Below are 18,450 nucleotides of genomic sequence, written 5' to 3' on the forward strand. Positions count from 1 at the left end.
CTGCGATCTTTTAAGGCTTAACCTTTATTCAGGGCCTGAGCCGCCGCCAAAACAGCGTCAACATGTCCCGGCACTTTCACACCACGCCATTCCTGGCGCAGCACGCCATCCTTGTCGATCAGGAACGTGCTGCGATCAACGCCCATGTATTCCTTGCCATAAAGCTTCTTCAGCTTGATCACATCGAACAATTGGCAAAGCGCTTCTTCCTTGTCGCTGATCAGCTCGAAGGTAAATGCCTGCTTGGCCTTGAAGTTCTCGTGGGATTTCAGGCTGTCACGCGACACACCGAAGACTTCAGTGTTTGCCACTTTGAAAGCTTCCAGCTGATCGCGAAAGCCCTGACCCTGTGTCGTGCAACCCGGCGTACTGTCCTTCGGATAGAAGTAGATCACCACTTGCTTGCCTTTGAGGCTCGCGAGGCTAACGGTTTGCCCGCTGGTGGCGGGTGCTTCGAAATCGGCAACCGGTTGGTCGATGGCAACGGCCATGAAAGCTTCCTTACATTGGGTTCTGTGGGCGCCATGGTTCAATCAGGGCATCCAGGTTCAACGCATCGGCGAAGTCCAGGAACTGATCGCGCAACCAGCTGATTTGCACGCCGGCAGGCAAGGTCACGGTGAACGTGGCGTTGAGCATGGTGCCGCCGGTTTGGGGAGCCTGATAGGTATCGCAGGTCAGGTTTTCCAGCTCGACGTTGTGGTCCATGAAGAACTGACACAGCTCGTTGATGATGTCCGAGCGGTAGGCCGAGCTGACATAGGCAACATAAGGCAGAGCCTGAGGACGGTTCTCCAGCGCGGCGCTGCGCACCACGTTGACAGTGAATGCGTGCCGTTTGGCCAGCACGGGCAGGCTGCCTTCCAGACGCGCCAAGGCGTCCCAGCTGCCGGAAATTTCGAGGACCAACGCACTGCACTCGCCATGACGCGTCAGGCGAGAAGTAACCACGGCGCAGCGATTTTCATGGCTGGCGCGGCACAGGACGTTAGTCAGCTCCATGGGGTTGGCGCCGAGGGCACTGATGACAAGGAATTGTTCGCGAACTGTGGGGGTGGACATGCAGCATTCCTAAAGCGATGAGCGGTCGATACTTCTGTCGGCCAGTTTAGCCGGGGGCGAGCCTGCGGATGCGAATTCAGAAAACCCGAGGCGCAGGTTGCGACGTGCTCCACAATGGCAGGAGCGAGGGGTGGCAACGCTGGATCGGGGCTTGTGATGCCGAAAATGGAGGCTGAAACCCGACGTACGAGCTTGTCAGTACCGATCAAAGTCTGAAGGGTAGCGAAAAGCAGCGCCAAGGGGAATGGCGGCAGCGCAGTACTTCGCTTGTACAAGCATCTTGGCGCCAGTACCATTACGGCTCTCTTTTTCCGGCAGGAGCGGTTGCATGATTGCGGGCAGTATGGTGGCACTGGTCACACCTATGGATGCACAGGGTCGTCTCGACTGGGACAGCCTGAGCAAACTGGTGGACTTTCACCTGCAAAACGGCACCCACGCCATCGTGGCGGTCGGCACTACAGGTGAATCGGCGACTCTTGATGTGAGCGAACACATCGAAGTCATCCGTCGCGTAGTGAAACAGGTCAATGGTCGCATCCCGGTGATCGCCGGTACCGGCGCCAACTCGACCCGCGAAGCCATCGAACTGACCACCAACGCGAAGACCGCCGGCGCCGATGCCTGCCTGCTGGTCACGCCGTACTACAACAAGCCGACCCAGGAAGGCTTGTACCAGCACTTCAAGACAATCGCCGAAGCTGTCGACATTCCGCAGATCCTCTACAACGTGCCAGGTCGCACCGCTTGCGACATGCAGGCCGAGACCGTGATCCGTCTGTCGACCGTTAAAAACATCATCGGTATCAAGGAAGCCACCGGCGACCTGAGCCGTGCCAAGGCCATCATCGATGGCGTCAGCAAGGATTTCCTGGTGCTTTCCGGGGACGACGCCACGGCTGTCGAGCTGATCCTGCTGGGTGGCAAAGGCAACATCTCGGTCACCGCCAACGTCGCTCCGCGCGAAATGGCCGACCTGTGCATCGCTGCGCTGAATGGTGAAGCCGACAAGGCCCGTGCCATTCACGAAAAGCTGATGCCGCTCAATAAAACCCTGTTTATCGAATCCAACCCTATTCCCGTGAAATGGGCGCTGCATGAAATGGGCTTGATGCCGGACGGTATCCGTCTGCCGCTCACCTGGCTCAGCGCCGAATGTCACGAACCGCTGCGACAGGCCATGCGCCAGTCCGGCGTCCTGGTTTAATTGAGGAAGTACAACGCATGAAGCGAATGGCCGGACTTTCCGCACTTGCCTTGATTATCTCCAGCACCAGTGGCTGCGGATGGATCTGGGGCCCGGAAGGTTATTTCCGTGACCGCGGTAGCGATTACCTGGAAGCGCAACAGACTGCACCGATGCAACTGCCACCGGATATCACCACTGCCAAGCGTCTGGATCCGCTGCTGCCGATTCCGCGCAACGTGGCTGATGACACCGCCAAGGGCGAATACGTCGTTCCGCGGCCGCTGCCGTTGACGGCTACCGCAGATGCGAGCCCATACACCCTGCAGAAAAGTGGCGATTCGCGCTCGATTCTGGCGCAGAACCCACCGGCCGAAGCCTGGCCAGTGGCCGTTCAGTTCTTCCAGGACAACGGCTTCCGTCTGGACGAGCAGCGCCCGCAAACCGGCGAGTTCACCACGACCTGGCAGCATTCCGACGAACTGTCCGCAGCGATGGCCAAGCGCCTGAGCGCGGCCGGTGTCGCCTCTGACGGCGAAATCCGTGCTCGGGTACGTGTCGAGCCGGGCGTGCAACGCAATACCAGTGAGATTTACGTGGTCACCGCCGAGCGTCCTGCCGGCAGCACCGCTGACGTCGCTTTCACCAATCGTTCGGTCAACACTGGCCTGGACGCTGCGCTGGTTGACGACATGCTCGCAAGCATGAGCCGCATCTCGGAGAAGGGCGGTTCAGTCTCCATGCTGGCTTCCCGTGATTTCGATACGCCAAACCGTGTCAGCCTGAGCGAAGACGGCAGCGGCAACCCTGTGCTGAACGTCGGTTCGGACCTGGATCGTGCCTGGTCGAGCGTCGGTCGTGCGCTGGAACAGGGCGAATGGCGCGTTGAAGATATCAACCGCAGCCTGGGCCTGTACTACATCAACCTGGCGGAAAAAGCCGAGAAGAAGGACGACAAGCCAGGTTTCTTCAGCAGCCTGTTTGGCAGTGCGCCGAACAAGGAAGAAGTTGAAGCCCGTGCCGAGCGTTATCAGGTCCGCCTGAGCAAGGTAGGCGAGAGCGTTCAGGTCACCGTCGAGAAAAACATCAACACCGTGGCGCCGGCTGACGTGGCGCGCAAAGTGTTGAGCGTGATTCAGGACAACCTGGGCTGATCACATGCGTTTTGCCGTTCTCGGCAGCGGTAGCCAAGGGAACGGCACGCTGATAGCCAGCGCTGATACGTATGTGCTGGTGGATTGTGGTTTCTCCCTGCGGGAAACCGAAAAACGCCTGCTGCGCCTGGGTGTAAACCCTGCGCAGTTGAGCGCGATACTCGTGACCCACGAACATGCCGACCACGTGCATGGCGTGGGTTTGCTGTCTCGGCGCTACAATCTGCCTGTCTACCTCAGTCGCGGCACCCTGCGCGGGATGCGCAAACCGATCGAACCCGCAGGCTTTCTGGCCGGCGGCGAGCAACTGCAAGTCGGCAACTTGAGCATCGGTGTCATTGCCGTGGCCCACGACGCACAGGAGCCGACGCAATATGTCTTCAGTGACGGTGAACGGCGTTTCGGCCTGTTGACCGACCTGGGTTCGTATTGCAACAAGGTGCTGGATGGCTATCGGGATCTCGATGCATTGATGATCGAAGCCAACCATTGCCGTGACATGCTGGCTCGCGGTCACTACCCGTACTTCCTGAAGCAGCGGGTAGGCGGTGAACTGGGACATTTGAACAACCACCAGGCGGCATTCCTGGTGTCCGAGTTGGGCTGGCAAGGCCTGCAACATTTGGTCCTGGCCCATCTGAGCAGCAAGAACAACCTGCCGCAGCTGGCCCGGCAATGTTTTGTCGACACCCTCGGGTGCGACCCGGACTGGCTGCAACTGGCCGATCAAGATTCAGGGCTCGACTGGCGACACATCGCCTAGCCCATCTACTTAGCAAGCGGAGCCCATCATGGAAAAACGTGAAGAACTCTACCGCGGCAAAGCCAAGTCGGTTTACAAGACCGACGACGCTAACCGTTTGATCCTGCTGTTTCGCAACGACACCTCGGCGTTCGACGGCAAGCGCATCGAACAGCTCGATCGCAAAGGCATGGTGAACAACAAGTTCAACGCCTTCATCATGCAGAAACTCGAAGCGGCCGGCGTGCCGACCCAATTCGACAAGCTGCTGGGCGACAACGAGTGCCTGGTCAAGAAGCTGGACATGATCCCGGTTGAATGCGTCGTGCGTAACTACGCCGCCGGCAGCCTGGTCAAGCGTCTGGGTGTTGAAGAGGGCATGAAGCTCAACCCTTACACCTTCGAACTGTTCCTGAAGGACGACGCCAAGGGCGACCCGTTCATCAACGAATCCCACGTCGTGGCATTCGGTTGGGGCACCGCCGAGCAACTGGTTCGTATGAAAGAACTGTCGCTCAAGGTCAACGAAGTGCTGAGCAAACTGTTCGATGACGCCGGCCTGTTGCTGGTCGACTTCAAACTGGAATTCGGCGTGTTCCACGACGGCTCTATCGTCCTGGGCGACGAATTCAGCCCGGACGGCTGCCGTCTGTGGGACAAGGCCACCAAGAAGAAAATGGACAAGGACCGCTTCCGTCAGGGCCTCGGTGACGTCATCGAAGCCTACGAAGAAGTCGCGAATCGTCTGGGCGTACCGCTTTAATCGACGCAAGCATCTGAAAGCACGGAAAAATTTCGCTTAGGGGGTTCGCTTCCGGCAAAAGTGTTGTTATGATGCGCGCCGTTGGAGAGATGCCAGAGTGGCCGAATGGGACGGATTCGAAATCCGTTGTACCTTCACCGGTACCTAGGGTTCGAATCCCTATCTCTCCGCCATTACATAGAAAAAGCCCCGTAGCTGAATAAGCTGCGGGGCTTTTTTGTTTGTTCGGGTTTTACCAGTGGGTGGGTGTGCGTCAGATATAGCCGCGACCCGCGGTGCGAAAAGTTTGTCTGTTCATGGGAAAAGTTACTCCTCCCAGTCGCTCAATTTACCTCACCCCGAATTCATTGCTCCGCCCGCGATTCAAGGCCTTTTCCCTGAAATATTCCCTGACACTCGATTACATCTCCCCGAAAAAACCTCATCTACTCTGGCTATCGCAGGTCACTGATCTGCCGTATTCAGCCATCGCAAGGAGCGAGCAATGTATTTTGAGATTTACAGGCAAACCCGTGGCACCGTTCTGACCGGCAAAGGCCAATGGAGATGGCGTTTGCGGGCGGGAAATCATGAAACGGTTGCCAGCGGAGAGGCATACGTCAACAAGTCTGGCTGCGTGCATGCCATCAGCCTGATCAAGGGGACGTGCGATCTGACCCCTGTCAAGGAGATCTAGGCTTCGGGTCAGCAGCTTTGTTCCAATCGGACGATTAATGCAATGTGTTGCGGCTATTCGCTCGGGTTGCATAGACGCCGATTGGGACACCTCCCTAAACTGTCAGAAGGATTGGGGACTGGGGGCGGTGGATGAATCGCAACGAACTACGCAAGGCCGACATCAACCTGATGGTGGTGTTTGAAACGCTGATGCTGGAGCGCAATGTCACCAAGGTGGCAAAGAAGTTGTTTCTCGGTCAGCCGACCATCAGTTCGGCGCTCAACCGTTTGCGTACGATGTTCAATGATCCGTTGTTCATTCGCGTCGGTCACCGCATGGAGCCGACCGCAAGGGCCGAAGAGATCTTCCGCTACCTGTCGCCGGCACTGGATTCGTTGTCGGTGGCCTTGAGCCTGACCCACGATTTTGACCCGAGCAACAGCACCATGACTTTTCGTATCGGCATGTCTGACGACGTCGAATATGGGTTGCTGCCACCGCTGCTACGCGCGCTGCGCCAGGAAGCACCGAAAGTGGTATTCGTGGTGCAGAACGTCGATTACTGGCGGATTCCCGATTTGTTGGCATCTGGAGACATAACGGTCGGTATCAGCCAGACTCGCGGTCTGCCAGCGAATGCCAAGCGCAAGTTGCTGCGGCACATCTACCCAAGTGTGTTGCGAGCCGATGCCTCCGATACGCCGTTGACGGTCGATGAATATTGCTCGCGCCCGCATGTGCTGGTGTCGCACATCGCCAACGTCAGTGGTTTTGCTGATGAGTGGCTGGCGCAAATCGGTCGTTCGCGGCAGGTGGTGCTCTCGGTGCCGCAGTACAGTTCGCTGCCGGCATTGCTGGCCGGGACCGATCTGATTGCCAGCCTGCCGGATTACACCGCCCAGGCGATGGCAGCATCGGGTCAGCTGTTCATGGAGCCGTTTCCGTTCAAGACCCAGACACTGGAACTGTCGATGGTGTGGCTCAGCCACGCCGACAGCGACCCCGCCGAACGCTGGTTGCGTTCACGAATTGAAACGTTCATGGGAGAGCGCAATCTGTTGTCTCTGCCCCAATAATGTATGTACGAATTTTTCCGCCGACCTACAGGAGTTACGCCATGCCTCACCTGCATTTGGAATACACCGTCAACCTGCCTGATCTGAATGCCGATGTGGCGTTGCTGCGACTCAATAATGCGCTGGTGGGCTCCGGCCAGTTCGGTGCTGAATCCGACATCAAGAGTCGTGCGGTGAAGGTCGAAACGTTCAAGGTCGGTACCGCTTTGGCGGAGCGGGGGTTCGTGCATGTGAAGCTGGCAGTGTTGAGCGGGCGCTCGTCGCAGATCAAAAAGCAGCTGTCGGAAAGCCTGCTGGCGGTGGTGCAGGATCTCTGTGCATGGCCGGCAGGCGTTGAAGTCCAGTTGTGTGTGGAGATCCTCGACATTGATCGAGAGTCTTACGCCAAGACCGCCATCGGCGTCTGAGTTTCAGATTTCCGGCTCGGCGCAGGCTTTGAGTACTTGTTCGCGCAACCAGGTGTTGGCGCTGTCCTGATCTTGGCTCCATTGCATGTCGAGGGTGAATCCCGGCAGGCTATTGGGCGCTTCGCGGTGATCGAAGACTGCCTCATTGGCCAGCAATCGCTGGATGCGCCGGGGCAGGGTGAGGGCGAAGTCGGTGCCGGTGATCAATTTGAGTGCCGCACTGTAGCTGTTGGCTCGCGCGACGATCTGCCGTTGCCGGGCTTGTTGCGCCAACCAGCCGTCGACCATGTTGGTGTTGGATGTCCAGGGCGTCGGGAACACATGCCGGCGCTCGGTAAAGGTTTGCAGGCTCAAGCGCGGTTCGCGCGGTGTGGCGCGTTTGTCAAAGACGCAGACCAGATCATCTTCAAGTAGTATTCGCGAGTTGAAGTCGCCATGGCTGCGATGAAAGTTGGGACCGAAGCCGATCACGAGGTCGAAGCTGCCATCACGTAGTGCTTCAGCCGGGATGTCGGTTTCCAGCTTGTGCACATTGATCATCACCGGCAGGTCGGCTAACGCGAAGTTCTTCAAAATTCGCGGCAGGACTAACTGCTCGAAGTATTCCGGTGCGCAAATGTTGAATTTTGCCGGCTGTAAGGTCGGATCGAACGCGGGTGTGCCGGCGTGGCACAGGTTGATGCTTTCGAGAATCTTAAGCACATTAGGGTACATGCTGCCGGCCTTGTAAGTGGGGCGCATTCCGGTGCGGGTGTTGATGAAAAGTTCGTCTTCGAAGCCGCTGCGCAGTTTTTTCAGGCAGTAGCTTACGGTGGACTGGCTGACGCACAGCGTCTCTGAGACCCCGGTGACACTGTTTTGCTCATACACGGCTACGAACACCATGAGGTCCTGCATATCCAGTTTTCTTAGCGTGTTGCTGTTCAGCATCCATTCCGTCTCGCGGTGCCCGTTGCGCTGACCGTGCGCAATCTTGTGCGAATGATCCTAGTCGAATGCAGGGACGAGGTGAACATAGCGTGTAATTCAGCGTCGTTCCGAGCATGAGCCAAAAGGATATCAACAACGCAACATGCCGACTCCGACAGGGCTCCGGATCAGTGAATGTGCCGGGCGTAGTGCCGAGGATTGAAACGCAACGCTATGAGCAGCATCAGGACCATCACGCCGGTGAGTGACCACCAGGCCCATTCGAAGCTGCCGAGCTGGTCGCGGATCATCCCGGCGATCAACGGCGAGAGACCGGCGATCATGTAACCGATGCCCTGGACGAAGGCGGTCAGGCCACCGGCGCGGTGGGGATCATCCACGTGATCCAGCGACACGATCAGACTCATTGGAAACAGGCCGCCAATTCCCAGGCCCAACAGGCTCGGCCAGAGCAGACTCAGATGTTGCGGCGTGAGCGTCAACCCGCAGAAACCGGCGATGATCAGCGCCAGCAATACCACCAACACCAGGCGTCGGTCTCGGCTGCGGTTGGCGATGGCGGGAGTTACCAGTCCTGACAATACTTCCATGGCCGTCAAGAAACCCAGCAGCAATCCGGCGTGTTGTTCGCTCCAGCCTTTTTCCATGTAATACGGTGCCAGCCAGGCCAGCACACAGGTGTAGGAAGCCGTGCCCAGACCAAAGAAGAGAGCGAGCAACCAGGCCCGGGAGTTGGCGAAGAAGAATGGGGTGCTGGAAGACTTCGGGCCCTGCGGCGTCACTGCGCGATGGGTGCACCAGAACAGCAATGCCAAAACCGCCAGCATTGCCCAGATTGCCAGCCCCACGCGCCAGCTGCCGGTGCGGGCCATCACTAACGGTGCGAATGAGGCGGCGATGGCTGCGCCGCCCATGATCGATGTAACGTAGAGTCCCATGCACAGGGCAACATTGTCGCTGAAGCGGGATTTAATCAGCACAGGCGTCAACGCCTGGATCAGCGCGATACCGATACCAGCGAGTACGGCGCTGAGGATCAGTTCGGCCGCCGAATCAACAAACAGTCGCGATACTGTGGCGATACCGATGATCAACAGAGAAAGCATGACGGTGCGTTGTGAGCCGAGGCGCTGACTGATTGCAAGCCCGAAGAACATCGCCAGCCCCATGGCCATTATCGGCAGCATGGTCAGCAATGAGGCCAGGCTAAAGCTCAGCGGGATGTCGCCACGAATCGCGGACAGCAAAGGTCCGACCGCAGCCATGGAGGGGCGCAAGTTCAAAGCAACGAGAACGATGCTAAGCATGAGCCAGAGGGCAGGGCGGGAGGTTGCGCGAATGTTTTCCATTTACGGTCCTTGAAAAGTAGGGTGCCGATTAGGCGCCCCGGGGTTGGAGGCGGCAAATCAGAAAATCTGTGGGGTTATCTAGAAATTAAATACGACTCGACAGCCCTTCTGCAGGGGGGCACAAATGGGCGCTGGGCTGAACCACAACTGAATCATTCTCAAATAAGTTAAAAGTTTCATGTTGATATAAGAGGCCAACTAATCGTTGGCTTCTTTTTCACAAAAAATTGATGGTTGGCTGCCTAAAGTTAGTGCTGTCGCGGTAAATGAAATTTTCACATTTGCCGGCGGCACTTCTTTCCAGGAACAGCCGCTCATCATGTTGAAGATCAAAGCCGTGCGCCCCGAGTGGGTGACATTGATTGCCAGTGCCTTTTTATTAATCGCGTTCAATTTGGTGCTGTGGCAACACCTGTTCGAGATTACAGCGGGTGACGGTAAAGGCATCGTCATGCGCGTGGCATTCGGGGTGATGATCCTCGCGGCCTTCAACATTGTACTGACCCTGCTGGCGTTCCGGCCGCTCTTGAAGCCGGTCTTGACGCTGCTGTTCATGATCAGTGCGGGCGTGGCGTACTTCATGAGCCAGTATGGTGTTTTGATCGACGCTGGCATGTTGCGTAATTTTGCGGAAACCAACGTCACAGAAGTTCGTGATTTACTGTCGATAAAGTTGCTTATTTATATTGTGCTGCTCGGTATTTTGCCGTCGTTGGTTTTGTGGAAGACCTCGATTAACTATCGTCGCTGGCATCGTGAGTTAGTAAGTAAAGTATTGGTGAGTGTTGCGTCGGTTGCGGTCATTGGCGGGGTGGCGCTGGTTAATTATCAAGGCCTGTCTTCGTTGTTTCGCAATCACCATGAGTTACGCCTTATGGTAGTGCCGAGCAACTACATTGGTGCTTCGTTGGGCTACCTGCGCGAGCAAGTGGCGTCGGCACGACAGCCTTTTGTCGCAGTCGGCGTAGATGCCGAGAGAAACCCGGTCTGGCAAGCACACGGTCGTAAATCCCTGACCGTTCTGGTGGTGGGTGAAAGTGCCCGGGCGGAAAACTTCGGCATCCTCGGTTACGACCGCGACACCACGCCAAATCTCGATAAACAGCCCGGTCTGATCGCGTTCACCGATGTGCACTCCTGCGGCACTGAAACCGCAGTGTCGGTGCCTTGCATGTTCTCCAACATGGGCCGCAAGGATTACAACGCCAGCAAAGCGAAGAACGAAGAGGGGCTGCTGGACGTGCTCAAGCGTGCCGGTCTCGATGTTATCTGGCGTGACAACCAGTCAGGCTGCAAAGGCACTTGCGACCGGGTCACGCTCCAGGATGTCAGCAATTTGAAAGACCCGGTGCTGTGTGCCAACAGTGAATGCCGAGATGAAATCCTTCTGCAAGGTTTGCAGCACTTCATCGATACCCTGGATAAAGACACGGTCCTGGTGTTGCACCAGATGGGTAGCCACGGTCCGGAGTATTACAAGCGATATCCGAAAGAGTACGAACGCTTTACCCCTGTTTGTGAAAGTAATGCGCTGAACAACTGCAGTCGCGAAAGTATCGTCAACGGCTATGACAATACGTTGGTCTATACCGACCATGTGTTGTCGACCCTGATCGATGTATTGCGCAGCAATCAGGACAAGGTCGACACCGCGATGCTGTATCTGTCGGATCACGGCGAGTCCCTGGGTGAATACAACCTGTTCCTCCATGGCACGCCCTACATGCTGGCGCCTGAGCAACAGAAGCATGTGGCGATGCTGGCCTGGTTCTCCGACAGCTATCAAAAGTCGTTCTCGGTGGACACCCATTGCCTGCAAATGAGCCGCGAAAAACCCTTGAGTCAGGACAACCTGTTCCATTCGATGCTGGGTTTGCTGGAGGTCAACAGCAAGGTCTACAACCAGGACCTGGATATGTTTGCCGGCTGCCGTGGCGCCGTGATCGACGGTGTACTGGCCAAAGAATGAATGCCCAACTCCCATCCGCCATTGAGCAAGAGTTTGCCCGGCGCTACGACCAGGAACACGCTCGCGTCTGTTTGCAGCCGCGCGCGCAAGGCCTGGTCAGGCGACTGGGGTTCTGGCGTGACGAGCAACTGGTGCGCAATGCGCTCAATGCCGCCGGCGAACCAGGCCTGATTCTTGATGTGGCCTGCGGCGTAGGGCGCTTCTGGCCAGTGTTGGCCGAACATGCGAACCGGGTGATCCTGGCGACCGATCCGTCGCAAGATATTCTCGATCATGCCCGCACCCACCATTCACAAGACCTGTTGAACCGCATCAGGACCTTTCAAAGCTCAGCTTTCACCATCGGCTTGCCAGAAAGCGCAGTTGACTGCATTTTTTGCATGCAGCTGTTTCAACACATGGTCAGCCCTGATCTACGTCTGGCGATGTTGGAGGAGTTTTATCGTGTCAGCCGCGATACGGTGATCGTGGCCGTTCGGCTCGACGGTCGCTTCAAGGGGCGACGTGCCGATGCACAGGGCGTTGCGAGCCGACCGCTGGCCAGCAAGGCCGAGATTGAGGGCGAGTTCAAGCAGGCAGGCTTTCGTGTGCTGAGTCATCAGGATTTCCTTCCTGGATGCGCACCGAGGCGGGTTTACGTGCTGCGTAAGCCCGGATAGTCCGTGTTTGTCGGACTATTCTTCTTGTCAGGCAGGTATTTTCGCTAAAGCTCTTGTTCAGTGGATGCGCGGAAATCGCCGGGGGCGATATATACTGCGCGCCATTCTTCAAGGGAGAGCCGTGTGGCCATCGATATTCACTGGATTCGCGACAACGATAGCCTCGGCCGGTTTTGCGCCGAGTGGCAGCATCTGCCCTACGTTGCCCTCGACACCGAATTCATGCGGGTCGACACCTTCTATCCGATTGCCGGCCTGCTGCAGGTGGGCGATGGCGTACGTGCTTACCTGATTGATCCGCTGACCATCGACAACTGGCAGCCGCTGGCCGCGTTGCTGGAAAACACGGCGGTGGTCAAAGTCGTGCATGCCTGCAGCGAAGACCTCGAAGTCCTGCTGCGCTTGACCGGCAGCCTGCCGGCGCCGCTGTTCGACACGCAATTGGCCGCCGCTTACCTGAACCTCGGCTTCTCCATGGGTTATTCGCGTCTGGTGCAAGAGGTGCTCGGCATCGACCTGCCCAAGGGCGAAACCCGTTCCGACTGGTTGCAGCGTCCGCTTTCCGAGACCCAGATCAGCTACGCCGCCGAAGATGCCGTGCATCTGGCGGAAGTGTTCGTGAAGCTGCGTCCGAAGCTGTCTGACGACAAATACGCCTGGGTGCTGGAAGACGGTGCCGAGCTGGTGGCCAACCTGCGCCGCGAGATCGACCCGAATGAGGTCTATCGCGACGCCAAGCTGGCCTGGAAACTCTCCCGCGCGCAACTTGCCGTGCTGCGTGAACTTTGCGCCTGGCGCGAGACAGAGGCCCGCGCCCGCGACCTGCCGCGCAACCGCATCATCCGCGAGCATTCGCTGTGGCCGCTGGCGCGGACTCAGCCTGACAACCTCGGTGCGTTGGCGAAAATCGAAGACATGCACCCGCGTACCGTGCGTCAGGACGGCGAATTTCTGCTTGATCTGATCAAGCGCTCTGGCAGTGTGTCGCCAGATCAATGGCCGCCAGCCGTGCCGGAGCCATTGCCGGTGGACGCTGCCGTACTGCTCAAACAGATGAAAGCCATCGGCCAGGCCGAAGCCGAGCGCCTGGACATCGCGCCGGAGCTGATGCTGCGCAAGAAAACCCTGGAAGCGCTGCTGAAAAGCGGCTTCCCCAATGGTCCCTACCAATTGCCTGATTCGCTGCGTGGCTGGCGCCGCGAATTGATGGGCCAGGCGCTGCTCGACAGCCTGGCCACCGCCGGAGAACAGCCTTGAAACGTATTTGCTCCATCTACCGCAGTTCGAAGAGAAACGAAATGTACCTGTATGTGCTCAAGAGCGATGCTCTGGAGCGGGTACCCGAGCCTTTGATGGTCGCCTTCGGCAAAGCCATCCACGCCTTCGACCTGGTGCTGTCCCCCGAGCGCAAGCTGTCACGCGAGGACATCACCGTCGTGCTGGAGAACCTTGATAAGCAGGGCTACCACCTGCAAATGCCACCGGCCGAAGACGAGTACATCGAGCACTTGCCGGAAGAGTTGCTGCGCCGCAACGATCCGATGTAGTCGCTGGACAGGCTCTGTTCAGAGCTGTTGTGAAACACTGGAATGATTTGGCGATGGCCGCGACGACAGAGCAATACTCTGTCGGTGGCTGTCTGCACTGTTTTTCGAAAGGTTTGTAGCATGCGCGTTCTGATTGCTGAGCACGACCACCCTGTGTACGCCCAACTGTTGCGCGAAGTAGCGCCGGATCTGGAAGTGCTGACCAGCGGTGACTCCGCCGAACTGGCCCGACAGGCCGCTGATTGCCCGGTGTGGCTGGGACAACCCGACCTGCTGGCGACCTTGCTGCGACAGGGTCACCAGCCGCAATGGCTGCAATCGACCTGGGCGGGCATCACGCCGCTGCTGGCCGACGGCTTGCCACGACACTATCGGCTGACCCGCGCGGTGGGGATTTTCGGTCAGGTCATGGCTGAATACGTGCTCACCTACATGCTCGGTCACGAGCGGGAAGTGCTGGCGCGGCTGGTCAGCCAGGTCGAGCGCAAGTGGGACAGTCGTCATGGCCAAAGCCTGGCGGGGCGCAAGGTGTTGATCGTGGGCACCGGTGACATTGGCCAGACCGTTGCGCAATTCCTGGTGCCGTTCGGCGTCGAGTTGTACGGCATCGCCAGTTCGGCCCGCGAGCAGGCGCCATTTGTCGAAGTCGGCTCGCTGGAGGACTTGCCTCGCTTGGTGGGGGAAGTGGATTACGTGGTCAACTTGCTGCCAAATACACCGAACACCCACGATATCTACGATGCGGCGTTGTTCAAGCAATTCAAACCGACCGGGTTGTTCATTAACGTCGGACGCGGTGTCGCGGTGGTTGATGCGGACCTGGTGGAAGCCTTGAAGGAAGGGCACCTGGTGGGCGCGGTGATCGACGTCTGCCGTCAGGAGCCACTGCCGCAACGTCATCCATTCTGGACGGCCTGGGGCCTGTTGCTGACCGGGCATAGTTCGGCACCGACATCGCCGTCGCTGATGGTGAAGCTGTTTGTCGAGAACCTGCGGGCGTATCAGGCGGGTGAAGCGTTGCGCGGGGAAGTGGATTTCGATCGCGGGTATTGAGGCGAAACAAAAAGATCGCAGCCTTCGGCAGCTCCTTCAGGATTATGTAACACCTGTAGGAGCTGCCGAAGGCTGCGATCTTTTGCATTTTAGAGGGTGAAATCGCCTTCAGCAGCGAGTTCGCTCAACGGCCGACGCGGGCTCGGCTCTTCACGGGCTTGCAGGTAGTCCGCCAGTGTCGACTTGTCGCCCAGTTTGCCGATCGCCACGGCGGCGTGCAGCGCATAGCCCCCAGGAATGTTCAGCTCCTTGCGGGTCAGTTCCTGATCGAAACCGGCCATGCCGTGGGTGTGCCAGCCGCTGATGCTGGCTTGCAACGCCAGATGGCCCCAAGCCGAACCGGTGTCAAAGGTGTGCCACAAGGCTGGAGTTTCTTCGGTAGCGCCAGGTGCCGCGAAGGTGGTTTTCGACACCACGATCACCAGGGCCGAGGCGTGTTGCGCCCAGCTGCGGTTGAATTCGTTCAGCAGACCGAGGTAACGCTCCCAGTTCGGCGTATCGCGACGCGCGTAGAGAAAGCGCCAAGGTTGCGAGTTGTACGCGGACGGCGCCCAGCGCGCGGCTTCAAAGAAACTCAGCAGGGTCTCGACCGGAATGGCTTCACCGGTGAAGGCGCGGGGCGACCAGCGATCGGTGAACTGTGGATGGATGGCGTAATCGGCAACGCGTGGGTTTGCACTCATCAAGAGATTCCTTGCTACGTATGAAAGTGAGAAACGTCTGAAACCTGCGGGCGCAGTTGAGCTGAGCGGTGAGGTCTGTCGAGAGCCGTGGCGGTTCACCGGAATGCAACGCGGTTGAGCGTTAATGGCACGCAGGTCTGGCTCCTTGCGACTGGCAAAGCTACTTGGCGGCGCCACAACTGACAAGTACCGCTCTACCGGCAGTCGCCAATGCTTGGCCCACGGGGCCTGGCGCACTAGACTGGCGGCCTTTTCACCACCTGATGTTGATGCTCGAGCCATGGCCGCCAAAGTCGAACCGTTCTGGATACGCAAAACCCTCGATCAACTCGATCCGGAGGAATGGGAATCGCTGTGCGACGGTTGTGGCCTGTGCTGCCTGCAAAAGCTCGAGGATGAAGACGACAACAGCGTCTATTACACGCGTATCGCCTGCAAACTGCTGGACCTGAAAACCTGTCAGTGCACCGATTACCCTAATCGTCGCGACTTCGTACCGGACTGCATCCAGCTCACGCCGGGCAAGGCTGATGAGTTCAAGTGGCTGCCACCGACCTGCGGTTATCGTCTGGTCAGTGAGGGCAAGGATCTGCCGCTGTGGCATCACCTGGTCTGCGGTGACCGCGATGCGGTGCATCACGAACGCATTTCCCAGTCCGGGCGCATGCTCGCCGAAGGCAGCGTGCCGGAAGATGATTGGGAAGATCATTTGATTTTCCGGGCGGGTTAATTTCCATCGCTATCTTATAGATGGCGAGGGAGCTTGCTCCCGCTTGAGTGCGCAGCACAAAAAAATAGGGCGTGACTAAAAGAATTTGAGGCTGCTTCGCAGCCCGGCGCGAGCAAGCTCGCTCGCCACACTAGGAGTGTGTATGGCTGTGGGATGGCGGCTGGCGTTGGTTGTTGGGTTGTTGGCCCTGAATTCGCCCGTATGGGCGGCAAAAAAGGTCGATCTGGATTACCACGTACGCCTGTTGCCGCAAAGCGATCAGGCTGAGGTTCGCCTGACCCTGGCCCAGGGCTCGGCGGTCCGCAGCCTGGACTTCGACCTCGGCGACGGCAGCCATTACAGCGATTTCAAGGCCGATGGCGATTGGCAACTGGCACCGGGCAAGCCAGCCCGCGGTGTATGGCGACCAGCCGCCGACAAGGCCAGCCTGACGTACCGCGTGCGCATCAGCCACGGGCGCAAGAGCGGCAGCTTCGACACTCGCATGACCCCGAGCTGGGCGCTGATGCGTGGCGAAGACCTGGTGCCGCCAGCCAGACTCGATCAGCAGGACGGCATCGAACTGGTATCACGCCTCGAATTCGAATTGCCCAGCGGCTGGAAAAGCGTCGAAACCGCCTGGCCGCGAATCGGCAAGAACAAGTTCCGCATCGACAACGTTTCCCGACTGTTCGACCGACCCACGGGCTGGATGCTCGCCGGGCATTTGGGCAGTCGTCGAACACGCTTGGGCGAGACCGAAGTCACCGTCGCTTCGCCGCGCGGTCAGGGCATGCGGCGCATGGACGTGCTGACGCTGCTGACCTTTGTCTGGCCGCAGGTACAAGCGGTGTTTCCTCGTCATCCGACCAAGTTGCTGATTGTCGGTGCCAACGATCCGATGTGGCGTGGCAGCCTGGCGTCGCGGGAGTCGATCTACCTGAACACGCGTCTGCCGCTGGTCAGCGAAAGCGGCAGCAGTGCGCTGGTGCGGGAGTTGGCTCAAGTGTTCGGGCGGATCAACGATACGCATCGAAGCGACTGGATCAGCGAAGGGTTTGCCGAGTATTACGCCATCGAACTGGTGCGCCGTGCCGGTGGCATGAGTGACGAGCGCTATGAGAGTTTGCAGACTCGGTTGGCGAAGGACAGTCAGAAAGTCACGACCCTGCGCGGTGAGCAGGTCAGCCCGGCACAGGTTTCGAAAGCGGTGGTGTTGTTGCAGGAGCTGGATCGCGAGATTCGCCTGAAGACGCGAAACAAGCGTTCGCTGGATGACGTGTTACGCGGGGCGATGCATCTGGGGAGTGTTGATACCAAGGAATTCGTGCAGCTGAGTGAGAGCGTGATTGGCGAGTCTTCCAAAGTCCTTGATACCGAGTTGCTTCAGTAAAGGTAAAGATCAAAAGATCGCAGCCTTCGGCAGCTCCTACAGGTCTCGTGTCGTTCACAAATCTTGCGATCACCACGAAACCTGTGGGAGCTGGCTTGCCAGCGATGAGGCCTTACGCCTCAACATATCTTTCGGATCAAACCCCGGTTTTCGGCGATTTCAACGAATCATTGCCGGTCACGGTTGCGGTGTTGGTCGCCGCCTCGGCATTGGCCTTCAATCGGCCCAACTCTTCACCCGCCCGTTGAATCTTCGCCCGCACGTTGTCCATGTCCTGACGACTTTTTTCCAGCAGGCTTTTCGCCGAGCTATGCCCGGTGATGCCGCGTGCCAGGGCAACGCCGCCGATCGCCACCTGAATCAATCCGAAAATGCCACCGCGACGCAGGCCTTTGCCCACCATCACCACGCCACCAGCCAGGGAACCGATGCGCTCCCAGCCATGAACGTTCTGATCGCTGTGGGACTGGAACGGGGTGGATTCGATGCGCTCTACGCGTTTGAGTTCGCTCATGATCTGTCTCCAGGCAGGAAAGGCTGCTTCAGTGTCAATAGTTAAGCTGACTGCCGAGGCGGCCGGCTTGTTCCATCGGATGTGCGACGTTTCAGCGGAATTTCGGCCCCGAGCGGGTGTTCAGGCCCTTGGCCATGCGGTCGTACAGCACGACGTTGACCGTGGCGGCCAGGTTCATGCAGCCGGTGGTCGGGATGTAAACCACGTCTTCGCACCAGTCGCGAATCTCTTTGTCCAGCGAACCGTCTTCCGGGCCGAAGATGTACAGCGCGCGGTCCGGATGAGTGTACTCGGGCAGCGGGCGCGCACCTTCCACCAGTTCGACGGCGACGGGAACGCAATTGAGCGGCAGGATTTTCTTCAGGTCGTCAATGCCGATCAGCGGGATGTCGTAGTGGACGCGCTTGGTATCGGTGACGAAATCGGCGGCGCGCTCATAGCGCTTACCGGTGTAGAACACCGACGCCACGCCATAACAGCCAGCGGCGCGCATCACCGAACCGACGTTCTCCGGTGATTTGGGGTTATACAAACCAATGCAGCTGTACCGTTTGTCTGCCACGAGCGAAGCGCCTTTCAGGAAAAAAGCGCGATTA

General features: G+C 58.3%; 21 protein-coding genes and 1 tRNA gene. 15 read left to right on the forward strand and 7 right to left on the reverse strand.

The window, feature by feature from the left end; genetic code table 11:
* Window positions 1-17: 17 nt before the first annotated feature.
* Window positions 18-491: a peroxiredoxin gene (locus KGB21_RS21525; protein ID WP_223506652.1), complete on the reverse strand. Its 474-nt coding sequence runs from the start codon at window positions 489-491 to the stop codon at window positions 18-20.
* Window positions 492-501: 10 nt separating this feature from the next.
* Window positions 502-1,062: a glycine cleavage system protein R gene (locus KGB21_RS21530; RefSeq protein ID WP_007979776.1), complete on the reverse strand. Its 561-nt coding sequence runs from the start codon at window positions 1,060-1,062 to the stop codon at window positions 502-504.
* 328 nt (window positions 1,063-1,390) lie between these two features.
* Here KGB21_RS21530 and dapA point away from each other — a divergent pair, with 328 nt between their 5' ends.
* From dapA to KGB21_RS21570, 8 genes are all read left to right on the forward strand, one after another.
* Entirely contained in the window at window positions 1,391-2,269 is an 879-nt protein-coding gene (dapA, locus tag KGB21_RS21535; protein ID WP_034150055.1) for a 4-hydroxy-tetrahydrodipicolinate synthase, read from the forward strand.
* 17 nt (window positions 2,270-2,286) lie between these two features.
* The gene (bamC, locus tag KGB21_RS21540; protein WP_223506653.1) at window positions 2,287-3,402 is read left to right on the forward strand and encodes an outer membrane protein assembly factor BamC; all 1,116 of its coding nucleotides are present in this window, start codon (window positions 2,287-2,289) and stop codon (window positions 3,400-3,402) included.
* A gap of 4 nt (window positions 3,403-3,406) precedes the next feature.
* Entirely contained in the window at window positions 3,407-4,165 is a 759-nt protein-coding gene (locus KGB21_RS21545) for an MBL fold metallo-hydrolase (RefSeq protein WP_223506654.1), read from the forward strand.
* Between the two features lie 28 nt (window positions 4,166-4,193).
* Complete coding sequence (gene purC / locus KGB21_RS21550) at window positions 4,194-4,907, forward strand: phosphoribosylaminoimidazolesuccinocarboxamide synthase (RefSeq protein ID WP_034150052.1); 714 nt, start codon at window positions 4,194-4,196, stop codon at window positions 4,905-4,907.
* An 83-nt stretch (window positions 4,908-4,990) separates the two neighbouring features.
* Window positions 4,991-5,080, forward strand: a tRNA-Ser gene (locus KGB21_RS21555).
* A gap of 311 nt (window positions 5,081-5,391) precedes the next feature.
* A complete protein-coding gene (locus KGB21_RS21560; RefSeq protein ID WP_223506655.1) occupies window positions 5,392-5,583 on the forward strand; it encodes a YegP family protein in 192 nt (63 codons plus the stop codon).
* Between the two features lie 131 nt (window positions 5,584-5,714).
* Window positions 5,715-6,641, forward strand: a complete 927-nt coding sequence (locus tag KGB21_RS21565; RefSeq protein ID WP_223506656.1) for a LysR substrate-binding domain-containing protein — start codon at window positions 5,715-5,717, stop codon at window positions 6,639-6,641.
* 41 nt (window positions 6,642-6,682) lie between these two features.
* Window positions 6,683-7,048, forward strand: coding sequence for a 5-carboxymethyl-2-hydroxymuconate Delta-isomerase (locus KGB21_RS21570; RefSeq protein WP_223506657.1), 366 nt, complete (start codon window positions 6,683-6,685; stop codon window positions 7,046-7,048).
* A 3-nt stretch (window positions 7,049-7,051) separates the two neighbouring features.
* Here the strand turns inward: KGB21_RS21570 and KGB21_RS21575 are convergent, their stop codons facing one another.
* Window positions 7,052-7,978, reverse strand: a complete 927-nt coding sequence (locus KGB21_RS21575) for a LysR family transcriptional regulator (RefSeq protein WP_223506658.1) — start codon at window positions 7,976-7,978, stop codon at window positions 7,052-7,054.
* Window positions 7,979-8,145: 167 nt separating this feature from the next.
* Complete coding sequence (locus KGB21_RS21580; protein WP_223506659.1) at window positions 8,146-9,327, reverse strand: cyanate transporter; 1,182 nt, start codon at window positions 9,325-9,327, stop codon at window positions 8,146-8,148.
* Between the two features lie 319 nt (window positions 9,328-9,646).
* Between KGB21_RS21580 and KGB21_RS21585 the strand changes: the two genes are divergently transcribed.
* From KGB21_RS21585 to KGB21_RS21605, 5 genes are all read left to right on the forward strand, one after another.
* Window positions 9,647-11,296 carry a phosphoethanolamine transferase gene (locus KGB21_RS21585; RefSeq protein ID WP_223506660.1) on the forward strand — a complete coding sequence of 550 codons (1,650 nt, stop codon included), beginning with the start codon at window positions 9,647-9,649 and terminating at the stop codon, window positions 11,294-11,296.
* Complete coding sequence (locus tag KGB21_RS21590) at window positions 11,293-11,955, forward strand: class I SAM-dependent methyltransferase (RefSeq protein ID WP_223506661.1); 663 nt, start codon at window positions 11,293-11,295, stop codon at window positions 11,953-11,955. Before KGB21_RS21585 ends, KGB21_RS21590 begins: the two co-directional genes overlap by 4 nt.
* A 123-nt stretch (window positions 11,956-12,078) precedes the next feature.
* Window positions 12,079-13,212 (forward strand): ribonuclease D, encoded by a 1,134-nt coding sequence (gene rnd, locus KGB21_RS21595; protein WP_223506662.1) that lies wholly within the window; start codon window positions 12,079-12,081, stop codon window positions 13,210-13,212.
* Window positions 13,209-13,502: a YcgL domain-containing protein gene (locus tag KGB21_RS21600; RefSeq protein ID WP_223506663.1), complete on the forward strand. Its 294-nt coding sequence runs from the start codon at window positions 13,209-13,211 to the stop codon at window positions 13,500-13,502. The genes rnd and KGB21_RS21600 overlap by 4 nt, the downstream gene beginning before the upstream one ends.
* 120 nt (window positions 13,503-13,622) lie before the next feature.
* A complete protein-coding gene (locus KGB21_RS21605; RefSeq protein WP_034150032.1) occupies window positions 13,623-14,555 on the forward strand; it encodes a D-2-hydroxyacid dehydrogenase in 933 nt (310 codons plus the stop codon).
* Window positions 14,556-14,644: 89 nt separating this feature from the next.
* Here the strand turns inward: KGB21_RS21605 and KGB21_RS21610 are convergent, their stop codons facing one another.
* Complete coding sequence (locus KGB21_RS21610; RefSeq protein WP_223506664.1) at window positions 14,645-15,238, reverse strand: nitroreductase family protein; 594 nt, start codon at window positions 15,236-15,238, stop codon at window positions 14,645-14,647.
* A 280-nt stretch (window positions 15,239-15,518) separates the two neighbouring features.
* Between KGB21_RS21610 and KGB21_RS21615 the strand changes: the two genes are divergently transcribed.
* Entirely contained in the window at window positions 15,519-15,968 is a 450-nt protein-coding gene (locus tag KGB21_RS21615) for a YcgN family cysteine cluster protein (protein WP_034150030.1), read from the forward strand.
* A gap of 142 nt (window positions 15,969-16,110) precedes the next feature.
* Window positions 16,111-17,340, forward strand: coding sequence for a hypothetical protein (locus tag KGB21_RS21620; RefSeq protein ID WP_223506665.1), 1,230 nt, complete (start codon window positions 16,111-16,113; stop codon window positions 17,338-17,340).
* Between the two features lie 136 nt (window positions 17,341-17,476).
* On the opposite strand, the gene KGB21_RS21625 is transcribed toward KGB21_RS21620, so the two are convergent.
* Both KGB21_RS21625 and KGB21_RS21630 read right to left on the reverse strand, forming a co-directional pair.
* The gene (locus tag KGB21_RS21625; RefSeq protein WP_223506666.1) at window positions 17,477-17,854 is read right to left on the reverse strand and encodes a DUF2892 domain-containing protein; all 378 of its coding nucleotides are present in this window, start codon (window positions 17,852-17,854) and stop codon (window positions 17,477-17,479) included.
* 91 nt (window positions 17,855-17,945) lie between these two features.
* Window positions 17,946-18,416: an RNA methyltransferase gene (locus KGB21_RS21630; protein ID WP_007911337.1), complete on the reverse strand. Its 471-nt coding sequence runs from the start codon at window positions 18,414-18,416 to the stop codon at window positions 17,946-17,948.
* Between the last annotated feature and the right edge of the window lie 34 nt (window positions 18,417-18,450).

The organism is Pseudomonas sp. GL-RE-29 (genome assembly GCF_019947275.1).
Taxonomy (GTDB): domain Bacteria; phylum Pseudomonadota; class Gammaproteobacteria; order Pseudomonadales; family Pseudomonadaceae; genus Aquipseudomonas; species Aquipseudomonas fluorescens_A.

Bases quoted from the DNA above. Each gene is read 5' to 3' on its own strand.
- KGB21_RS21575 (WP_223506658.1), bottom strand. From the start codon at position 7,978: ATGCTGAACAGCAACACGCTAAGAAAACTGGATATGCAGGACCTCATG.
- KGB21_RS21530 (WP_007979776.1), bottom strand. From the start codon at position 1,062: ATGTCCACCCCCACAGTTCGCGAACAATTCCTTGTCATCAGTGCCCTC.
- KGB21_RS21615 (WP_034150030.1), top strand. From the start codon at position 15,519: ATGGCCGCCAAAGTCGAACCGTTCTGGATACGCAAAACCCTCGATCAA.
- KGB21_RS21570 (WP_223506657.1), top strand. From the start codon at position 6,683: ATGCCTCACCTGCATTTGGAATACACCGTCAACCTGCCTGATCTGAAT.
- KGB21_RS21605 (WP_034150032.1), top strand. From the start codon at position 13,623: ATGCGCGTTCTGATTGCTGAGCACGACCACCCTGTGTACGCCCAACTG.
- KGB21_RS21610 (WP_223506664.1), bottom strand. From the start codon at position 15,238: ATGAGTGCAAACCCACGCGTTGCCGATTACGCCATCCATCCACAGTTC.
- purC (WP_034150052.1), top strand. From the start codon at position 4,194: ATGGAAAAACGTGAAGAACTCTACCGCGGCAAAGCCAAGTCGGTTTAC.
- KGB21_RS21580 (WP_223506659.1), bottom strand. From the start codon at position 9,327: ATGGAAAACATTCGCGCAACCTCCCGCCCTGCCCTCTGGCTCATGCTT.
- KGB21_RS21525 (WP_223506652.1), bottom strand. From the start codon at position 491: ATGGCCGTTGCCATCGACCAACCGGTTGCCGATTTCGAAGCACCCGCC.
- KGB21_RS21620 (WP_223506665.1), top strand. From the start codon at position 16,111: ATGGCTGTGGGATGGCGGCTGGCGTTGGTTGTTGGGTTGTTGGCCCTG.
- KGB21_RS21545 (WP_223506654.1), top strand. From the start codon at position 3,407: ATGCGTTTTGCCGTTCTCGGCAGCGGTAGCCAAGGGAACGGCACGCTG.
- KGB21_RS21590 (WP_223506661.1), top strand. From the start codon at position 11,293: ATGAATGCCCAACTCCCATCCGCCATTGAGCAAGAGTTTGCCCGGCGC.
- KGB21_RS21585 (WP_223506660.1), top strand. From the start codon at position 9,647: ATGTTGAAGATCAAAGCCGTGCGCCCCGAGTGGGTGACATTGATTGCC.
- KGB21_RS21625 (WP_223506666.1), bottom strand. From the start codon at position 17,854: ATGAGCGAACTCAAACGCGTAGAGCGCATCGAATCCACCCCGTTCCAG.
- KGB21_RS21565 (WP_223506656.1), top strand. From the start codon at position 5,715: ATGAATCGCAACGAACTACGCAAGGCCGACATCAACCTGATGGTGGTG.
- bamC (WP_223506653.1), top strand. From the start codon at position 2,287: ATGAAGCGAATGGCCGGACTTTCCGCACTTGCCTTGATTATCTCCAGC.
- KGB21_RS21560 (WP_223506655.1), top strand. From the start codon at position 5,392: ATGTATTTTGAGATTTACAGGCAAACCCGTGGCACCGTTCTGACCGGC.
- dapA (WP_034150055.1), top strand. From the start codon at position 1,391: ATGATTGCGGGCAGTATGGTGGCACTGGTCACACCTATGGATGCACAG.